This window comes from Mycobacterium sp. 852013-50091_SCH5140682 (assembly GCF_001665685.1).
GTDB lineage: Bacteria > Actinomycetota > Actinomycetes > Mycobacteriales > Mycobacteriaceae > Mycobacterium.
In genome coordinates, this window is record NZ_LZTB01000028.1 from 62677 (window position 1) to 80114 (window position 17438).

Annotated in this window: 15 protein-coding genes and 1 riboswitch; of the genes, 4 read left to right on the forward strand and 11 right to left on the reverse strand. The window is 67.1% G+C overall.

What is annotated here, in order from left to right; genetic code table 11:
• From A5784_RS09300 to thiO, 6 genes are all read right to left on the reverse strand, one after another.
• The gene (locus tag A5784_RS09300; RefSeq protein ID WP_064944530.1) at nt 1-759 is read right to left on the reverse strand and encodes an ABC transporter permease; all 759 of its coding nucleotides are present in this window, start codon (nt 757-759) and stop codon (nt 1-3) included.
• Nucleotides 756-1658, reverse strand: coding sequence for an ABC transporter ATP-binding protein (locus A5784_RS09305; protein ID WP_064944532.1), 903 nt, complete (start codon nt 1656-1658; stop codon nt 756-758). The genes A5784_RS09300 and A5784_RS09305 overlap by 4 nt, the downstream gene beginning before the upstream one ends.
• Nucleotides 1659-1757: 99 nt before the next feature.
• Nucleotides 1758-2597 carry a type IV toxin-antitoxin system AbiEi family antitoxin gene (locus A5784_RS09310; RefSeq protein ID WP_064944534.1) on the reverse strand — a complete coding sequence of 280 codons (840 nt, stop codon included), beginning with the start codon at nt 2595-2597 and terminating at the stop codon, nt 1758-1760.
• Nucleotides 2598-2710: 113 nt separating this feature from the next.
• Nucleotides 2711-3469, reverse strand: coding sequence for a thiazole synthase (locus A5784_RS09315; protein WP_064944536.1), 759 nt, complete (start codon nt 3467-3469; stop codon nt 2711-2713).
• Complete coding sequence (gene thiS, locus A5784_RS09320) at nt 3462-3662, reverse strand: sulfur carrier protein ThiS (RefSeq protein WP_082944729.1); 201 nt, start codon at nt 3660-3662, stop codon at nt 3462-3464. Before thiS ends, A5784_RS09315 begins: the two co-directional genes overlap by 8 nt.
• Complete coding sequence (gene thiO, locus A5784_RS09325; RefSeq protein ID WP_064944538.1) at nt 3659-4663, reverse strand: glycine oxidase ThiO; 1005 nt, start codon at nt 4661-4663, stop codon at nt 3659-3661. The genes thiS and thiO overlap by 4 nt, the downstream gene beginning before the upstream one ends.
• Nucleotides 4656-4769, reverse strand: a riboswitch (TPP riboswitch). It overlaps the preceding gene by 8 nt.
• Nucleotides 4770-4804: 35 nt before the next feature.
• On the opposite strand from thiO, the gene thiE reads away from it, so the two are divergent.
• The gene (thiE, locus tag A5784_RS09330) at nt 4805-5476 is read left to right on the forward strand and encodes a thiamine phosphate synthase (protein ID WP_064944540.1); all 672 of its coding nucleotides are present in this window, start codon (nt 4805-4807) and stop codon (nt 5474-5476) included.
• On the opposite strand, the gene A5784_RS09335 is transcribed toward thiE, so the two are convergent.
• Complete coding sequence (locus tag A5784_RS09335) at nt 5460-5966, reverse strand: NUDIX hydrolase (RefSeq protein WP_064944542.1); 507 nt, start codon at nt 5964-5966, stop codon at nt 5460-5462. The two genes, thiE and A5784_RS09335, sit on opposite strands and share 17 nt — an antisense overlap.
• A gap of 127 nt (nt 5967-6093) precedes the next feature.
• On the opposite strand from A5784_RS09335, the gene glnX reads away from it, so the two are divergent.
• Genes glnX through A5784_RS09350 form a run of 3 tightly spaced genes read left to right on the forward strand, consistent with a single transcriptional unit; the run spans nt 6094 to nt 10647 of the window.
• Nucleotides 6094-7413: a protein kinase G-activating protein GlnX gene (gene glnX / locus A5784_RS09340; RefSeq protein WP_064944544.1), complete on the forward strand. Its 1320-nt coding sequence runs from the start codon at nt 6094-6096 to the stop codon at nt 7411-7413.
• Between the two features lie 4 nt (nt 7414-7417).
• The gene (locus A5784_RS09345) at nt 7418-8377 is read left to right on the forward strand and encodes a glutamate ABC transporter substrate-binding protein (protein ID WP_064944546.1); all 960 of its coding nucleotides are present in this window, start codon (nt 7418-7420) and stop codon (nt 8375-8377) included.
• Nucleotides 8377-10647, forward strand: coding sequence for a serine/threonine-protein kinase PknG (locus A5784_RS09350; protein ID WP_064944550.1), 2271 nt, complete (start codon nt 8377-8379; stop codon nt 10645-10647). The genes A5784_RS09345 and A5784_RS09350 overlap by 1 nt, the downstream gene beginning before the upstream one ends.
• 410 nt (nt 10648-11057) lie before the next feature.
• Here the strand turns inward: A5784_RS09350 and A5784_RS09355 are convergent, their stop codons facing one another.
• The 4 genes from A5784_RS09355 to A5784_RS09370 are packed head-to-tail and all read right to left on the reverse strand — an operon-like array spanning nt 11058 to nt 17289.
• Complete coding sequence (locus A5784_RS09355; RefSeq protein WP_064944552.1) at nt 11058-12254, reverse strand: acetate kinase; 1197 nt, start codon at nt 12252-12254, stop codon at nt 11058-11060.
• 52 nt (nt 12255-12306) lie between these two features.
• Nucleotides 12307-14418 (reverse strand): phosphate acetyltransferase, encoded by a 2112-nt coding sequence (gene pta / locus A5784_RS09360; protein WP_064944554.1) that lies wholly within the window; start codon nt 14416-14418, stop codon nt 12307-12309.
• 19 nt (nt 14419-14437) lie between these two features.
• On the reverse strand, nt 14438-15712 hold the full coding sequence (locus tag A5784_RS09365) for an aspartate aminotransferase family protein (protein WP_064944557.1): 1275 nt from the start codon (nt 15710-15712) through the stop codon (nt 14438-14440).
• A 23-nt stretch (nt 15713-15735) separates the two neighbouring features.
• Complete coding sequence (locus A5784_RS09370; protein ID WP_064944559.1) at nt 15736-17289, reverse strand: APC family permease; 1554 nt, start codon at nt 17287-17289, stop codon at nt 15736-15738.
• Nucleotides 17290-17438 lie beyond the last annotated feature (149 nt).

The following is a 17438-nucleotide window of genomic DNA, read 5'->3' on the forward strand; positions in this document are numbered from 1 at the left end:
TCAGGCATCCCTTCGGTTCAGCACCGCGATCGCCGCGACGAACACCACCACGACCAGCGCGACGAAGTAGCACAACGACCCCGTCTCACCCCACGGGATGTTGAAGGTCGGGAACAACCACTCCACGTCGAGGAAGCGGAACATGTTGGCGAACGGCAGCCACGGGCCGAGCTGCACACCCGTGGAGGGCAGGTTGGCCAACAGCGGCTCGGCGACCAGAGGCCACAACAGCAGTACCGCGACGGCGCCGGCCGCGAAACGGACCAATGCGCCGACTGCAACCCCGAGCACGGCCGCCAACGCGGCGTAGAGCGCAAAGCCTCCGGCGACCGACCAGGTTTCCGCACTGACCAGCGACAGTTGCGCGCCGACCACCGGTTCGGCGAACAACCGAGCCACCATCACCGACGCCAGCACCATCACCACCGCACAGATCGACGAAAAGGCCGCCGCCACAATGGCCTTCGCGATCAACACCCAGGTGCGGTTCGGTGTGGCCAGAAACGTCGTCCGGATCAGCCCGGTGCGGTACTCGCCGGTCACCGTCATCGACGCCAGGATCATCAGCACGGGAACCCCGAACACCGCCACCCCCAGCGCGGCCTTGCCAGGAGGCAGCGGGGTGAACCCGTACGCGGTCCAGCCCTGCAGCGCTGCCACCCCCAGGCTCAGCGCGGCCACGCCCAGCACCGACCAGAGCGGCGAGCGCGTCGTCGACAGTTTGATGCGTTCGGCGTCGAGCACCGCGAGCGCGCTCACGGCTTGCCCGCCCGGTAGTCGACGGCGTCGTCGGTGAGTTTCAAATACGCCTCCTCCAGCGAAGCCGACCGCGTGCTCAGCTCGTGCAGCACGATCGAATTGCGGGCTGCCAGTTCCCCGATCACCTCGATGGCCGCACCGCGCACCGTCAGCGCGTCGCCGTCCACGTCGGCCTGCAACCCGGCGTCGCCCAGCAGCTCGGCCAAGGTCTCCAGCTGCGGACTGCGCACCCGCACGGCATTGCCCGACTCGCTGACGAACTCCGTGACCGTCGTCGACGCGATCAGTTTGCCCTGGCCGATCACCACCAGGCGGTCGGCCGTGTTGGACATCTCAGCCAGCAGATGGCTGGACACGAACACCGTGCGGCCCTCGGCAGCGAGGCTGCGCATCAGCGTGCGCACCCAGTGGATGCCCTCGGGGTCCAGACCGTTGACGGGCTCGTCGAACAGCAGCACCGGCGGATCTCCCAGCAGCGCGGCGGCAATGCCCAGGCGCTGGCTCATGCCCAGCGACAGGGTCCCTGCGGGCCGATCGCCCACGGATTCCAAGCCGACGGCTTCGAGCACCTCGTCGACGCGGGGTACCGGGATGCGGTTGGCCGCGGCGATCCAGCGGAGGTGATTGCGCGCGCTGCGGTTGGGGTGGGCCTGACGCGCGTCGAGCAACGCACCGACGGTTCGCAGCGGGTCCCGCAGGTCGCGGTAGGGCTTGCCGTCGATGGTGGCGGTACCGGCATTCGGGCGGTCGAGACCCAGAATCAGCCGCATGGTGGTGGTCTTGCCTGCGCCGTTGGGCCCGAGAAACCCGGTGACAACACCCGGTTCGACGGTGAACGTCAGGTCGTCGACGGCGCGTTGGGTTCCGTAGAGCTTGGTCAGCCCGGCGATTTCGATCATCGCCTTCCAGTATTCCCACCGTCGCGCGCCGCGGCCAACGGCCGTCCTGTCGCGAATGTGAATCGTCTGCGAAAGATCAGCCGATTTTTCGCAGAGGATTCACGCTCGCGGGACGCCGGCGGCCGCGAGACGTTTGATGATGTCGGCCTCGCCGTCCATGGACGTGACGCGGATGTGGGCCCACCCCATGCGCGTCACTGTCTCTGCCTTGTGGATGTCCCGGCCGAAGCGGCGACGGTCTGTTCGATGCTGGTCCCCTTCATAGTCTGCGGCGACGTTGTCTGCCTCCCACGCCATGTCGAAAACCCCCATCAGCACGCCATATTCGTCATGGACAGGCACCTGGGTGCGCGGTCGCGGAAAGCCGGCACGGATCGCGAGCAGCCGCAGCCACGTTTCGCGCGGCGACTCCGCACCGGCGTCGACGAGATCCAGCACTGTTCGGGCGTTCTTGATCCCCCGGCGCCCGCGGTACCGCTCGACGAGCAATTCCACATCGGCCATTTTGAGGTGCGTTGCGTTGGCGAGAGCGTCAACGAGAGCCACCGCCTCGTCGACCGGATAACGGCAGGCGAGGTCAAGCGCGGTGCGGGCCGGCGTGGTCACCCGCATGCCGCCCACGACGGTGACCTCGTCGTCCTCGAAACGATCGGCCCAGCTGCGTATTCCGCTGGGCGGACGACGGTTGTCATGAATCAACTCGGCTGGATGCCGTGCGTCGAGCCATTTCGATCCGAGCAGCGCCGCAGCGGAGCGTCCTGCGACGATCCCACGGCGGCCCGACCACAGCCACGCGGCTTTCGCTTTCGCCTTGGCGGTGGGAACGGTGTCGCGGGGCACATAGATCCCGGGATAGATCGGCACGCACCTGCTGCGGAGCTGATACGCCGTCAACCGGCCCGAAGCGATGGCTTCCGTCCCCACGAATGGCTCCCCCATGCGCGAAGTGTGCCTGCCCCCACCGACACCTTCGCGATCGTGAATCGTCTGCGAAAAATCAGCCGATCTTTCGCAGAGGATTCACAGTCGCGGGACCGGTGACGTGAAACCGACTACAGCGAAGGACTCGACGCCTGAGCCCAGAACCGCTTGGGGATGCGGCCCGCTTGCCTGGCGAGATAGCCTGCGGTGACGGCCGCTGACATGGCCGCGGCCATGGTCGGCGGATCGGATGCCCGGGTGACGGCGGTGGCCAACAGCACTGCGTCGCAACCGAGTTCCATCGCCAGGGCAGCGTCGGACGCGGTGCCGATACCGGCGTCCAAGATCACCGGGACACCGGCCTGCGCGACGATCATCTCGATGCTGTGCGGGTTGGAGATGCCCAGCCCGGTGCCGATCGGCGAGCCCAGCGGCATCACCGCAGCGCACCCGGTGTCCTCCAACCGCCGCGCCAGCACCGGATCGTCGTTGGTGTACGGCAGGACGATGAATCCGTCGTCGACCAATTGTTCTGCGGCCTTGACCAATTCGATGGCATCGGGCAGCAGTGTGCGCTCGTCGGCGATGACCTCGAGCTTGACCAGGTCGGTGCCGAGCGCCTCGCGGGCGAGCTGGGCGGTCAGCACCGCCTCGGCCGCGCCTCGACAGCCCGCGGTGTTCGGCAGGGCCGCGATACCCAGCCGGTTGAGCAGATCCAGCACACCAGTTCCGCCCGACGCGTCGACCCGGCGCATCGCGACCGTGGTGAGCTCAGTCCCCGAGGCGACCAACGCTTCTTCGAGCACAGCGAGATTGGGTGCCCCGCCGGTGCCCATGATCAGCCGCGAACCGAACTCCCGGCCACCGATCTTCAGTACCGAATCAGCCACCTTGCACCGCCGTCACAACCTCGACGCGCGCTCCGTCGGCCAGGGTGCGATCCCACTCCGAGCGGGGTATCACCGACCAGTCCAACGCCACGGCGATGCCCTTCTCCGGAAAACCCCGCGTCTGCAGCAACCCGGCGACGGTGGTCTGTTCGGCCACCTCGACGGTTTCGTCGTTGACAGTGATGGTGATCATTTCGCTCCCACACTCACCTCGAGCTCGGCCGCGATCCGCTCAGCGGTCCACGGCGCCAACAAAAATCCATTACGGCCGTGCCCGGCCGCCACCAGCGTGCGGTCGTCGAGCCGTTCGACGACGGGCAGTCCGTCGGGCGTCATCGGCCGCAGGCCTGCCGCGGTCTCCGCCAGTTCGTACTCGCCGAGGGCGGGCATCACCGCACACGCGTCGTCGAGCAGGTCACGTACCCCGGTGACCACGGGCGCGGTGTCGCGACCGTGTTCGTACTGGGTGGCGCCGACGACGACACCGTCGGCTCGGGGAACCAGGTAGACCGGGCGGCCGTGCACGCGCGCGCGGATCACGCGGGTCGGCACCGGCATGCAGCCCGTGCGCCACCGCAGCCGCAGCACCTCACCCTTGACCGGTCGCACCGGCAGCCCCGGCCACAGCCGTGGAGCGTCGATGCCGTTGGCGATGACGCGCTGTTCAGCGTCGACCTCGTCGAGCGAATCCACCGCGGGTGCCCACTGCACACCCAGCCGTCGGCAGTGCGCGGCCAAGCCCTCGACGACTGCGCGGTTGTCCACCGCGAGTTCGGTCGTCGCCAGGAAGCCGTGCCGGATGCCCTGAGCCAGCAACGGTTCCACGTCGCGGGCGGCGGTCGTCGGCTCGACCGGATGCCCCTGCGTGGCCAGCCAATCGGCGACGGTCCGCAGATCGGCGACATCGGCTCGGTCGACGGCGACGACGAGCGATTCCCGGGCGGTCACCACCTCGGGCGGCAGCCCGTCGAGGAAGTCCGTGTGCCACAGCCGCAGCGATTCCAGACCGATCTGCAGCAGCCGTTCCTCGCCGGGCCAGCCCTCGCTGTGCGGGGCCAGCATGCCCCCGGCCACCCAGGAGGCGCCGCGCTCCACGCTGGCATGCAGCGTCACCGACCAGCCGGCCAGTGCCGCGCGGCGGGCGACGGACAGCCCGATGACGCCGCCGCCGATGACGGATAGTGGTGGGGACATTTCATCTCCTCCCTTCGCCGGCATGACCCGGATCAGGTGTGACGGTAAGGGCTGGTACGTACGCCCACTCTCAGCCCCCGCTCCCGGGACTCCCGTGTTGCCTGTTCACCATACTCGGAGCGCAGGCACTACCGTCGCGGTGTGCAACAACCTGCCGACCGACTCGCCCGATCCACGCTGTACCTGTGCACAGATGCCCGCCGTGAGCGCGGTGACCTGGCCGAATTCGCCGACGCCGCACTCGCCGGCGGGGTGGATCTGATCCAGCTGCGCGACAAGGGCTCCGCGGGCGAACGACAGTTCGGGCCGTTGGAGGCACGCCAGGAACTCGACGCCCTTGAGGTGCTCGCCGACGCCGCCCGCAGGCACGGCGCTCTGCTTGCGGTCAACGATCGCGCCGACATCGCGTTGGCGGCCGGGGCCGACGTGCTGCACCTGGGCCAGGACGATCTGCCGCTGCCGATCGCGCGCGGCATCATCGGGCCGCGTCCGGTGATCGGCCGTTCGACTCATGACGCCGGGCAGCTGGCAGCGGCCATCGAAGAGCCCGTCGACTACTTCTGCGTCGGCCCCTGCTGGCCCACCCCCACCAAGCCGGGGCGCACGGCACCCGGGCTCGAACTGGTGCGGGCCACGGCGGCGCTCAACCCGGACAAACCGTGGTTCGCGATCGGCGGTATCGACGCGCAACGGCTGCCCGAGGTGCTGGCCGCGGGCGCTCGCCGCGTCGTGGTGGTCCGCGCCATCACCGCGGCCGAGGACCCGCGGGCCGCCGCCGAAGAACTGAAGTCCGCGCTTACTGCGAGTCGATGACCAAAAGCGGGATGGTGGCCGTGACCTCACGCAGGCGCTGCCAGCTGGCCGCGAAACCGGGGTGCAGCGGCAGCTCGGCCACCTGATCCTCGGCCACCCAGCGCAGCTCGGAGCTCTCGCGGTTGGGGACCGTGTCCAAGGGTTCGGGCGCGTCGGCGATCACGGTGGTGTAGGTCCACTGCGTGCCACCCGATCCGACCACCTCGGCGGTCACGACCGTGGTCCGTAGGGTCAGCTGCGTACCGGACAGCCCGGCTTCCTCGTTGGCTTCGCGGACGGCGGCCTGCTCAGCGGTCTCGTGGCTGTCGCGGGCTCCGCCCGGCAGCGCCCACGTGCCACCTTGATGACTCCATGGCGCCCTGTGCTGCAGCAACACCGCGGCCGACCCGTCGGGCCACGGCGCTCGCAGCAGTAACCCGGCTGCGCCGTGCCGGCCCCAGAACCGGGCGCCGCTGTCGGACACCACCCATCCGTCACCGTCGCCACGCACTCGTACAGGATAGGGAACATGCCCGGCTTCGGGGGTTCCTGATTCCGGGCGAGCCATCCCACGAACTCTTAGACTTCTTTTATAGAGTTGGGACAGCCGTACGACAGCCGGAAAGGTCCGCGCGCAGGTGACTGTGGAGTTGGCACATCCGTCGACCGAGCCGCTCGCGTCCCGGTCGCCGACGACTCCTGCGCATCCGCGCTGGTGGTTTCTGTGGACCACGCCGGGGCGCATCCTGACCATCGGCCTCGTGCTGTCGGCGCTCGTCATCATCAGTGCCTTCGCGACCTCCACCACCATCAACCACCGGCAGCAGGCGCTGACCACGGTGCTCGACCACACCGAACCGCTGTCGTTCGCGGCCGGGCAGCTGTACACCACGCTGTCGGTGGCCGACGCCGCCGCGGCCACCGCGTTCATCTCGGGTGCTGAGCCGCGTGACGTCCGGCAGCGTTACGAACAGGCCATCACCGAAGCGTCGGTTGCGGTCACCCGGGCCTCGAGCGGCCTCACCGACGAACCGCTGGTCCAGCTGCTGGGCCGCATCAACGCCCGGCTCGCCGTGTACACCGGACTGGTGGAAACCGCGCGGACCAACAACCGGGCAGGCAACCCGGTGGGGTCGTCGTATCTGTCGGAGGCCTCGTCGCTCATGCAGACGCTGATCCTGCCCGACGCGCAGCGGCTCTACGAGCAGACCTCGGCCCGCGTCGACGCCGAAACCACGGCTTCCACCCGGATCCCGGCGCCGGTGGTCCTTGCGGTGTTGGCGACGTTGATGTTCGGGGCGTTCGCCAACCGCTGGCTGGCGCGGCGGACCCGACGCCGGGTCAACATCGGGTTCGTCGCGGGCGGGCTGGCCGTTCTGATCATGCTGATCTGGGTGATGACGGCGCTCGTGATCTCGACGTCGGACAGCCGCAGCGCCAAGGTCACAGCCGCCGACTCGCTCAAGACCGTCACGAACCTGGCCATCACCGCCCAGCAGGCCCGGGCCGACGAGACGTTGGCGCTGATCCGCCGGGGCGACGAGAACCTGCGCAAGCAGTCCTACTACCAGCGCATCGACATGATGCAGGAGCAACTGGCGGCCTACCTGGCTCGTGACAACGGGATGGACAAAACCGATCTGGCCGACGCCGATCAGTTGCTGACCCGGTGGCGCGCCGCCGACGACCGGATCAACGCCTACATCGCGGTCGGCAATTACCAGGCCGCCACCCAGGTGGCGCTGGGCACCAGCGAGGACGATTCAACCCCGGCCTTCGACAAGCTCGACGACGCACTGTCGAAAGGCATCCAACAAAGCCGCAACCAGTTGCGCAACGACATCGTCAACGCCCGCCGCGTGCTTTCCGGCGCGACCGTCGGTGCCGCGGTGTTGAGCGTGGCCGCCGCGGTGGCGGTGGCGTTGGGGTTGTGGCCGCGACTCAGTGAGTACCGGTAGCGCGATGAGAAAAATTCTGGTCCTCCTCGCGACGGTCCTGGTGGTGGCAGGCTGCGCGCAGACCGCGCCCGCTCTGACCGTCCCCGCGCTCACGCTCTCCCCGCCCACGCCCGCAGGCATGCAGGAACTGACGCCGCAGCCGGTGCAAGTGCCCTCGGCCGAGGCCGACGACTGCGACCGCACGGCGAGCCTGCGCCCGTTCAGCAACAAGGCCGACGCCGACGCCGCGGTCGCCGAGATCCGCAACCGGGGCAGGCTCATCGTCGGCCTGGACATCGGCAGCAACCTGTTCTCGTTCCGCGACCCGATCACCGGAGAGATCACCGGGTTCGACGTCGACATCGCAGGCGAGGTGTCCCGCGACATCTTCGGCACCCCGGCACAGGTCGAGTACCGGATCCTGTCCTCGGCCGACCGGATCACCGCACTGCAGAACAAGAAGGTCGACATCGTCGTCAAGACCATGACGATCACGTGTGAACGTCGCAAGCAGGTGAACTTCTCCACCGTCTACCTGATGGCCAATCAGCGGATCCTGGCTCCCCGCGACTCGACCATCTCGCAGGCCTCCGACCTGTCCGGCAAGCGGGTGTGCGTGGTCGACGGCACCACGTCGCTCAAACGCATCCAGGAGATCAGCCCGGCGCCCATCATCGTCTCGGTGGTGACGTGGGCCGACTGTCTGGTGGCGTTGCAACAACGGCAGGCCGACGCGGTCAGCACCGACGACTCGATCCTGGCCGGCCTGGTGGCTCAAGACCCGTATCTGCACATCGTCGGCCCGAGCATGAACCAGGAGCCGTATGGCATCGGCGTGAACCTCGACAACACCGGGCTCGTGCGATTCGTCAACGGCACGCTGGAACGTATTCGGCGGGACGGCACGTGGAACACGTTGTACCGCAAGTGGTTGACGGTGCTCGGCCCGGCGCCATCCCCTCCCGTCGCGAGGTACATCGACTGATGACACAGCCACCCGACATCCCAGAGGACCCCGACGAGGATCCCGGCACGCAGCCTGCCAGCTTCGAAGACCTCGACATGGATTCGCGGTCGACGGCCCGCCCGATGGCCACGCAGGCGGTGTTCCGGCCGGAGTTCGACGACGATGAAGACCACAACCAGTCTTCGATTTTCGGCGACACCGAGGCACACGACCACGGCACGGTGATGACGCGTGTGCTCTCGCCGGTCCGCCGATTGGGCGGCGGTCTCGTCGAGATACCGCGGGTGCCCGAGCGGGATCCCTTGACGGCCTTGATGACCAACCCGGTGGTGGCCGAATCGAAGCGGTTCTGCTGGAACTGCGGCAAACCGGTCGGCCGGTCGTCGCCAGACGGGAAGGCCCTCTCGGAGGGCTGGTGCCCGAACTGCGGCAGCTCGTATTCGTTCCTGCCGCAGCTGTCCCCCGGCGAGATCGTCGCCGACCAGTACGAGATCAAGGGTTGCATCGCCCACGGCGGGCTGGGCTGGGTCTATTTGGCGTTCGACCACAACGTCAACGAGCGGCCCGTCGTGCTCAAAGGCCTGGTGCATTCCGGCGACGCCGAAGCACAGGCCATCGCGATGGCCGAACGTCAGTTCCTGGCCGAGGTGACCCACCCGGGAATCGTCAAGATCTACAACTTCGTCGAACACGATGACAAGCACGGCAATCCGGTCGGCTACATCGTCATGGAGTACGTCGGCGGAACATCGCTCAAGCAGGCCAAGGGCGCCAAGCTGCCGGTCGCCGAGGCGATCGGCTACATGATGGAGATCCTGCCTGCGCTGGGCTACCTGCACTCGATAGGGCTGGCCTACAACGACCTCAAGCCCGAGAACATCATGATCACCGAGGAGCAGCTCAAGCTGATCGACCTCGGCGCGGTGTCACGGCTCAACTCTTACGGATACCTGTACGGCACACCGGGTTACCAGGCACCCGAGATCGTGCGCACCGGACCGACCGTGGCCACCGACATCTACACCGTGGGCCGAACCCTGGCCGCGCTGACGCTGAACCTGCGCACCCGCAAGGGACGCTACGTCGACGGGCTGCCGTCCGATGATCCCGTGCTCACCAAGTACGACTCGTTCGGGCGGCTGCTGCGCCGGGCCATCGACCCGGATCCCCGGCGGCGCTTCGCCACTGCCGAGGAGATGTCATCCCAGCTGCTCGGTGTGCTGCGCGAGGTGGTGGCCACCGACAGCGGGCTGCCGCGGCCGGGCCTGTCGACGGTGTTCAGCCCGTCGCGGTCGACGTTCGGCGTGGATCTGCTTGTCGCACATACCGATGTCTACGTCGACGGCCAGGTGCACTCGGAAAAGCTGACGGCCCAGGAGATCGTCCGCGCCCTGCCGGTGCCGTTGGTGGACCGCACCGATGTCGGGGCGCCGATGCTGGTCGCCAGCGTGCTGAGCCAGCCGGTGCACACCCTCGATCAGTTGCGCGCCGCGCGGCACGGCGCGCTCGACGCCGAGGGCATCGACCTGTCCGAATCGGTCGAGCTGCCGCTCATGGAGGCCCGCGCGTTGCTCGACCTGGGTGACGTGGCGAAGGCCACCCGCAAGCTCGACGATCTGTCCACGCGGGTGGGGTGGAACTGGCGGTTGATCTGGTTCCGCGCGGTCGCCGAGATGCTGTCGGCCGATTATGACTCGGCCACAAAGCATTTCACCGAAGTACTGGACACCCTACCCGGCGAGTTGGCACCGAAGCTGGCCCTGGCCGCAACCGCAGAGCTGGCAGGCACGGCCGACGAGCTGACGTTCTACAAGACGGTCTGGGGCACCGACAACGGCGTCATCTCCGCGGGATTCGGATTGGCCAGGGCCCAGTCGGTCAGCGGGGATCGCGACGGCGCGGTGCGTACGCTCGACGAAGTTCCCGCCACCTCACGGCATTTCACCGCTGCGCGGCTGACGAGCGCTGTCACGCTGCTGTCCGGACGGACCGCCAGCGAGATCACCGAACAGAACATCCGCGACGCCGCGCGGCGGGTGGAGGCCCTGCCCGACACCGAGCCACGCGTGCTGCAGATCCGGGCACTGGTGTTGGGTACCGCGATGGACTGGCTGGCCGACAACACAGCCAGCAGCAACCACATCCTGGGTTTCCCGTTCACCGAGCACGGCCTCAAGCTCGGCGTCGAAGCTTCGCTGCGGGCGCTGGCCCGCGTGGCTCCCACCCAGTCGCATCGGTATGCCCTGGTGGACCTTGCCAATAGTGTGCGGCCCATGAGCACGTTCTGAGCGCACTGGCGAGTCACACCAGCCACACCAGTCCCCGCTCGAAGACCATGTGACGTTGCGCCCGCCTATTAGCGACAATGTCGCGGAAATCGCCTCAGCTGCATCGCTTTTCCCTGCAGCATCACGTCGCGAACCCCTCCAGCCCGGGCAGTAACGTGAGCCGCATCAGCATCAAAATCGGCTGTGCCCGGCTGTTAGCGACTTTGTCGCTCGCAGCGCGGGCACGTTGCCATTGAGGCACCGTATGCCTGACGGTGCAGGCGTGACCCCTGGGATCGCCTGGTCCGAGACCAGTGATGCCAGCGATGCTGATGTGGCGATTGTCGCTCGATTGTCGCTAACAGGCGGGCAACTCGAGTGCCCCTTCCGGCGCCGGGGCAGCCGTGACTGATGTGAATCGCGGGACGATGTCAGGCGGTTCGGACCACCTGGACGCAGGCGCGGGCGATGGCCAGTTCCTCATCCGTCGGGATCACCAGCACCGTAACCCGTGACGACTCGGCAGAGATGCACCGCGCCTCCCTCGACGGGGCCTCGTTGAGCGACGCGTCGAGTTCGATACCCAATGCGGCCAGCCCGCTCAGCGCATCCCGGCGCACCGCGGCATCGTTCTCGCCGACCCCCGCGGTGAAGCTGATGATGTCGGTGGTCCCGAGCACCGCGAGATACGCGCCGACATACTTGCGCAACCGGTGGATATAGACGTCGTACGCCAATTGAGCTGCTGCATCACCGTTTTCGATGAGCTGGTGCAGTTTGCGGAAGTCGTTCTCGCCGCCGAGGCCCAGCAACCCGGACCGGCGGTTGAGCATGGTGTCGATGTCCTCGATGGTCATGTCCGCTGTGCGGCAGAGGTATCCGACGATGCCGGGGTCGATGTCGCCACTGCGGGTGCCCATCACGAGGCCCTCTAGGGGAGTGAGCCCCATCGAGGTGTCGACCGCGCGACCCTCGGCGACCGCCGACGCCGATGCGCCGTTACCGAGATGCAGCACAATCTGATTCACCGAATCGTAGGGCCGTCCGACGAAATCGGCGGCCTGTCGGCTCACGTACTCGTGCGAGGTGCCGTGGAAGCCGTAGCGCCGGATGTGCCATTTCTCCGCAACCTCGTGGTTGATGGCGTAGGTGGCCGCGGCGGCAGGCAGATCGTGGAAGAACGCGGTGTCGAACACCGCGATATGCGGGAGGCCGGGCAGGATGCGCCGGGACACCTCGATACCGACCATCGCGGGCGGATTGTGCAGCGGGGCAAGCGGAGCCAGCTCTTCGAGCTTGGACATCATCGCGTCGTCGATGACAGCGGGCCGGTAGAACGTCTTGCCGCCGTGCACCACACGGTGCCCGACCGCGACCAGGTCGAGGTCGTCGAGGTGCAGGCCCGCTTCCGCGGACAGTTCGAAGGCCAGCCGCAGCGCGGCGTCGTGATCGGCGACGCGGCCCTCCCGGCTCAGCGTGCGCTCGCCGACCTTCAAAGTCGCGGTCGACGAATCCTCGCCGATGCGCTCCACGATGCCGCTCGCCAGCTGCTGCCCCGAATCAGGCTGGATCAGCTGGTATTTCACCGACGACGAGCCGGAATTGATCACCAGCACGGTGTCGGTCATCTATTTGCTCCTCGCGTGCGCGTCATCAATTGCTCCTCGCGTGCGCGTCATCTCAGTTCCCCTGCGCCTGGATCGCGGTGATCGCGACCGTGTTGACGATGTCCTCGACCAACGCACCCCGCGACAAATCGTTGACGGGCTTGTTGAGGCCCTGCAGCACCGGGCCGATCGCGATGGCACCCGCGGACCGCTGCACGGCCTTGTAGGTGTTGTTGCCCGTGTTGAGATCCGGGAAGATCAGCACCGTGGCCCGGCCTGCCACCGGGGAATCCGGCATCTTGGTGACCGCGACCGATGGCTCCACCGCCGCATCGTATTGAATCGGACCCTCGACCAGCAGATCCGGTTCGCGCTGGCGCACCAATTCCGTTGCTGCCCTGACCTTGTCGACATCGGCGCCGGTACCCGACGTGCCCGTCGAGTAGGACAGCATGGCCACCCGCGGCTCGATGCCGAACTGTGCGGCGGTGCGCGCCGACGAGATGGCGATGTCGGCCAACTGCTCTGAAGTGGGGTCCGGCACGATCGCGCAGTCGCCGTAGGCCAACACCTTGTCGGCCAGGCACATCAGGAAGATGCTGGACACCGTCGAGATGCCGGGCGCGGTGCGGATGATCTCGAAAGCAGGCCGCACAGTGTGCGCGGTGGTGTGGGCCGCCCCGGACACCATGCCGTCCACCATGTTGTTGTGCACCAGCATGGTGCCGAAATAGGACACGTCATGAATGGTCTCGCGAGCCTGCTCGACCGTGATGCCCTTCTTGCGGCGCAGTTCGGCGTACTGCTCGGCAAACTGGTCGCACAGCTCGCTCGTCCGCGGATCGAGGACCACGGCCGCATCGATGTTCACGCCGAGTTCGGCTGCCCGGGAACGAACCTGGCTTTCCTCGCCGAGGATGGTCAGATCGGCCACACTGCGCCGCAGCAGCCGGCCCGCGGCCTTGAGGATGCGATCGTCGGTGCCCTCGGGCAGCACGATGCGCTTACGGTCGGAGCGGGCCCGGTCGAGCAGCTGATAGGTGAACATCTGCGGCGTGGTCACGGCCGGGATCGGGATGCTCAGTTGCGCCAGGAGATCGTTGACGTCGACGTGCTTGTCCATCAGCGCCAGCGCGGTGTCGATCTTGCGCTGCGACTTGGCGGTCACCCGGCCGCGGGCGCCGGCGACACGGCTCGCGGTCTCGAACGTGCCGTACTTGGTGGCGACAATCGGCAACCGCAACCCCAGCCCCTCGACCAACGCCGCGATCGAAGGGTGCAGATCGAGCCCGCCGTTGAGGATGATGCACGACAGCGACGGGAAGCCTTCTGCCGCATGGGCACTCACCACCGCAAGTACCACGTCGGACCGGTCACCCGGCGTCACCACCGCGACGCCCTCGGTCAGTCGCTCCAACACGTGCTCGGCGGTCATCCCGGCCACGAGCACACCCATCGCCTCGCGGGACAGCAGCGCCGGGTCCCCCGCGATCACCGTGCCGTCGACGGCCACCTGCAGTTCGGCCACCGACGGAGCGATCAGCAGCGGCTCCTCGGGCAGTACGTAGGCCGGCGGGCCGAGCGGTTTGAGGGCATCGGCCACCGCCGTCAACTGCGCGGGATCGCACCGGTTGGCGACGACCGCAGCGGCGTACGCATGTTGGTGGTTCAGCTCGGCCAGGCACACCTCGACGACGTGGGCGACCTCCTCAGGCGTGCGGTCAGCGGCCTTGACGGCGAGCACCACGGGAGCACCCAGGTTCACCGCGATGCGCGCGTTCATGCTGAGCTCACTGGGGGCTGCGACGTCGGTGTAGTCGCTGCCGACGATCAGTACCGCGTCGCACCGGTCGGCGACGCGGTGGAACCGGTCGACGATCTCGGCGATCGCGGCGTCGGGATCCTCGTGCACCTGTTGGTAGCCGACGCCGACGCAATCCTCGTACGGCAGACCGGCCGTGGCACCGGCCAACAGCAGTTCGAGGATGTAGTCGCGCTCCGCTGAGCCGTTTCCCGGGTCGCTTCGTTCCTGCCCCCCGGACAGGCGCGTGATGGGCCGGAACACCCCGACCCGGGGCACTGTGGCCGCAAGCCGGTGCAGAATCCCCAGCGCAATGGTCGACTTACCGGTATCCCCCTCGGGAGAAGCTACATAGATCGCGGTCGCGATGTTCCCATCCGGCACCGCTCCAGCATTCCCTAGATCACGACAGTTCCGCCAGCGCGCCCGCGAACTCCGTGCAGAACCAGTCCACGTCGGACATCGTGAACACCAGCGGCGGGCGCACCTTGAGCACGTTGCCGTCGCTGCCGCACACCGAGATCAGCACACGACGATCCCGCATCGCGTTGACGAGGTCGTGCGCGCCGGTGCGGTCCGGGGCACCGTCTGAACCTTCTGCGCTGCTGGCAACCACCTCGACGCCCACGTAGAGCCCGCAGCCGCGCACCTCCCCGATGCGCGGATGGTCAGCGCCGATGCGGGCGATCTCGTCGCGCAGCGCGGTGCCGACCCGGGCCGCGTTGTCGATCAGATTCTCGTCCTCGATCACATCGAGCACGGCGGCCGCGGCGGCCATGGACACCGGGTTCCCGCCGAACGTGTTGAAGTACGGCACGCCCCGGGCAAAGGTCTCCAACACGTGGCTGCGCGCCGCCATCGCCGCGACCGGCAGGCCGTTGGCCATCGGTTTGCCCATCGTGACCAGATCAGGCACCACGCCGTGGCGGGCGAAGCCCCACATGGCCTCACCGGTGCGGCCGAACCCGGGCTGCACCTCGTCGGCGATGAACACCCCGCCTGCCGCGCGCACCGCATCCACCGCCGGAGCCAGCACCGTGGGATCCGGGAAGATGCCGTCTGAGGCGAAGATGGTGTCGACGATCAGGCAGCTCACGCCATGGCCCGAGTCCTGCAGATCCTTGATCGCCGCCGCGACGTCGAGGGTCTGGGCCGATACCGTCCGCACATGCGGCCCGACGACGGTGGCTCCGCCCAGCGACGGTGAAATCGCCGTCACGGCTTCGGTATTGCCGTGATAGGCATCGCTGGTCACGATGACTCCACGGGCCCCGGTGTGCATCTGGGCCACCCGCAGGGCCAGGTCGTTGGCCTCGGAGCCGGTGCACGCGTACATCACCTGGTCCACGTCGGCAGGCATGGTGGCGAGCAGGCGGCGCGAGTAGTCGACGATGCCTTCGTGCAGATAGCGGGTGTGGGTGTTCAACGTCTGCATCTGGCGGGTCACCGCATCGACGACGTGTGGGTGGCAATGCCCGACACTCACGACGTTGTTGTAGGCATCCAGATATCGGGCCCCGTCGGCGTCGAACAGGTGACTACGCTGGCCACGAACCAGATGTACCGGCCGTTCATAGAACAGCCGGTACGCCGGTCCAAGCATCCGGGTGCGGTCCGCAATCAGGGATTCCGTCTCCGGGTCGGTCGCCAGACCGCCGGAGTAGCTGTTGGAATCCATGATGTTGGAGAAGCCCTGCGCGTTCAGCGTTCGTGCGCCTCCTCGAGCACCGTCCGACCGAGATCGGAATACCGTTGCGGGTCCTGGTATTTCAAGAACAGGGCCAGCACCACACCGCCGATACCAACGATGCCTACAACATACGGGATCGCAGCGAATATCCAGTCCGACGCGGCCGTACCCGCGGCGAACGACGCGTTCTTGGCCAGCAGGTAGATGACGTAGAGCATGCCGAGCCCGCCCAGCAGTGGGGCCAGCAAGGTGGTGAACCAGTTCGCGGTCTCCGGATGCTGCTTCTGCACGTGGAAGTAGGCGATGACCGAGAACGCCGCCAGTGCCTGCACGATCATGATCGCCGTGGTGCCGAGCAACGCCATCAGGCCGTACAACCCGGTGTACGGATCACGCCCCGTCACGTCGAAGAACAGCACAACGGCGGTGGCGAAACCGGTCTGGACGAATCCGGCGATGTGCGGGGATCCGTGTGCGGGGTGGGTCGCGCCGATGGTCTTGCGCATGCCCGGGACGACGTTCTCCCGCCCGAGCGCATAGAGGTAGCGGGCCGCGCAGTTGTGGAAAGCCATGCCGCATGCGAACGAACCGGTCATCAGCAGGATCTTGAACAGGTCGACCGCCCACTGGCCGAGATGCTGCTGCACCGGGTTGAAGAAGATGTTGCCCGCGGTGGCCGAATCCTGGGCCAGCGCAACAGCATTGTCCGGCCCGGTGCCGACGATCGCCAGCCACGACACCAGCACGTAGAACACCCCGATGCCGACCACCGAGCTGATCACCGCAATGGGGATGATCTTCTTGGGGTTTCGCGACTCTTCGCCGTACATCGCGCTGCTCTCGAAACCCACCCACGACCAGAACGCGAAGAACAGGCCGACGCCCGCGGAGCCCGCGACCGCGATCATGTGGCCGTCTGCACCGGCGACCGATCCCGACAGGCTGTGAAACCCGTTGAGCGGGTTGAGCGATCCCAACGACCACCCCTGCGGCCCGCCGCCGGTGAACACCACCGACAGTGCCATCAACGCCAACATCACGATCTCGGTGATCAGGAACACCCCGAGCACCTTGGCCGCCAGGTTGATATCGAAGTAGGTGAGCACGGCGTTGACCGCCAGCATCACGACCGCGAACACGATCCACGGCACGTCGATACCGAAGAAGGATCTGAACAGGTCGTTGCCGAAGAACGAGAAGATGCCGATGAGCGACGCCTCGAACACCATGTACGCCAAGGCCGTCAAGAATCCCGCACCGAGGCCGACGATGCGCCCCAAGCCGTGTGAGATGTACCCGTAGAAGGCGCCGGTAGCAGTGATGTGCTTGCTCATCGCGGCGTAGCCGATGGCGAACAGCGTCAGCACGATGGTCGCGACGAAGTAGCCGGCCGGCGCGTAGGCACCATTGCCGAAACCGACCGAGATCGGCACATTGCCGACCATGGCGGTGATGGGGGCGGCGGTGGCCACTGCCATGAACAGCACGCCGACCAGTCCCACGGCATTGGGTTTGAGGCGCTGGATATCAGCACCAACCGGTGCCGGATCGATGATCTCGCTCATTATGGGGTCCCGCCATTTGGTCTGTTTTCCTTGACATCGCCGACAGCGCTGTGGTGCGACGCAGCACATTGTTATCGCGCGCCGATGGCCAGGTCAACTCGAAATTTGTTGTGCTGCAGCCCTTTTGTTTCAGCGATGTTTCGAACCTG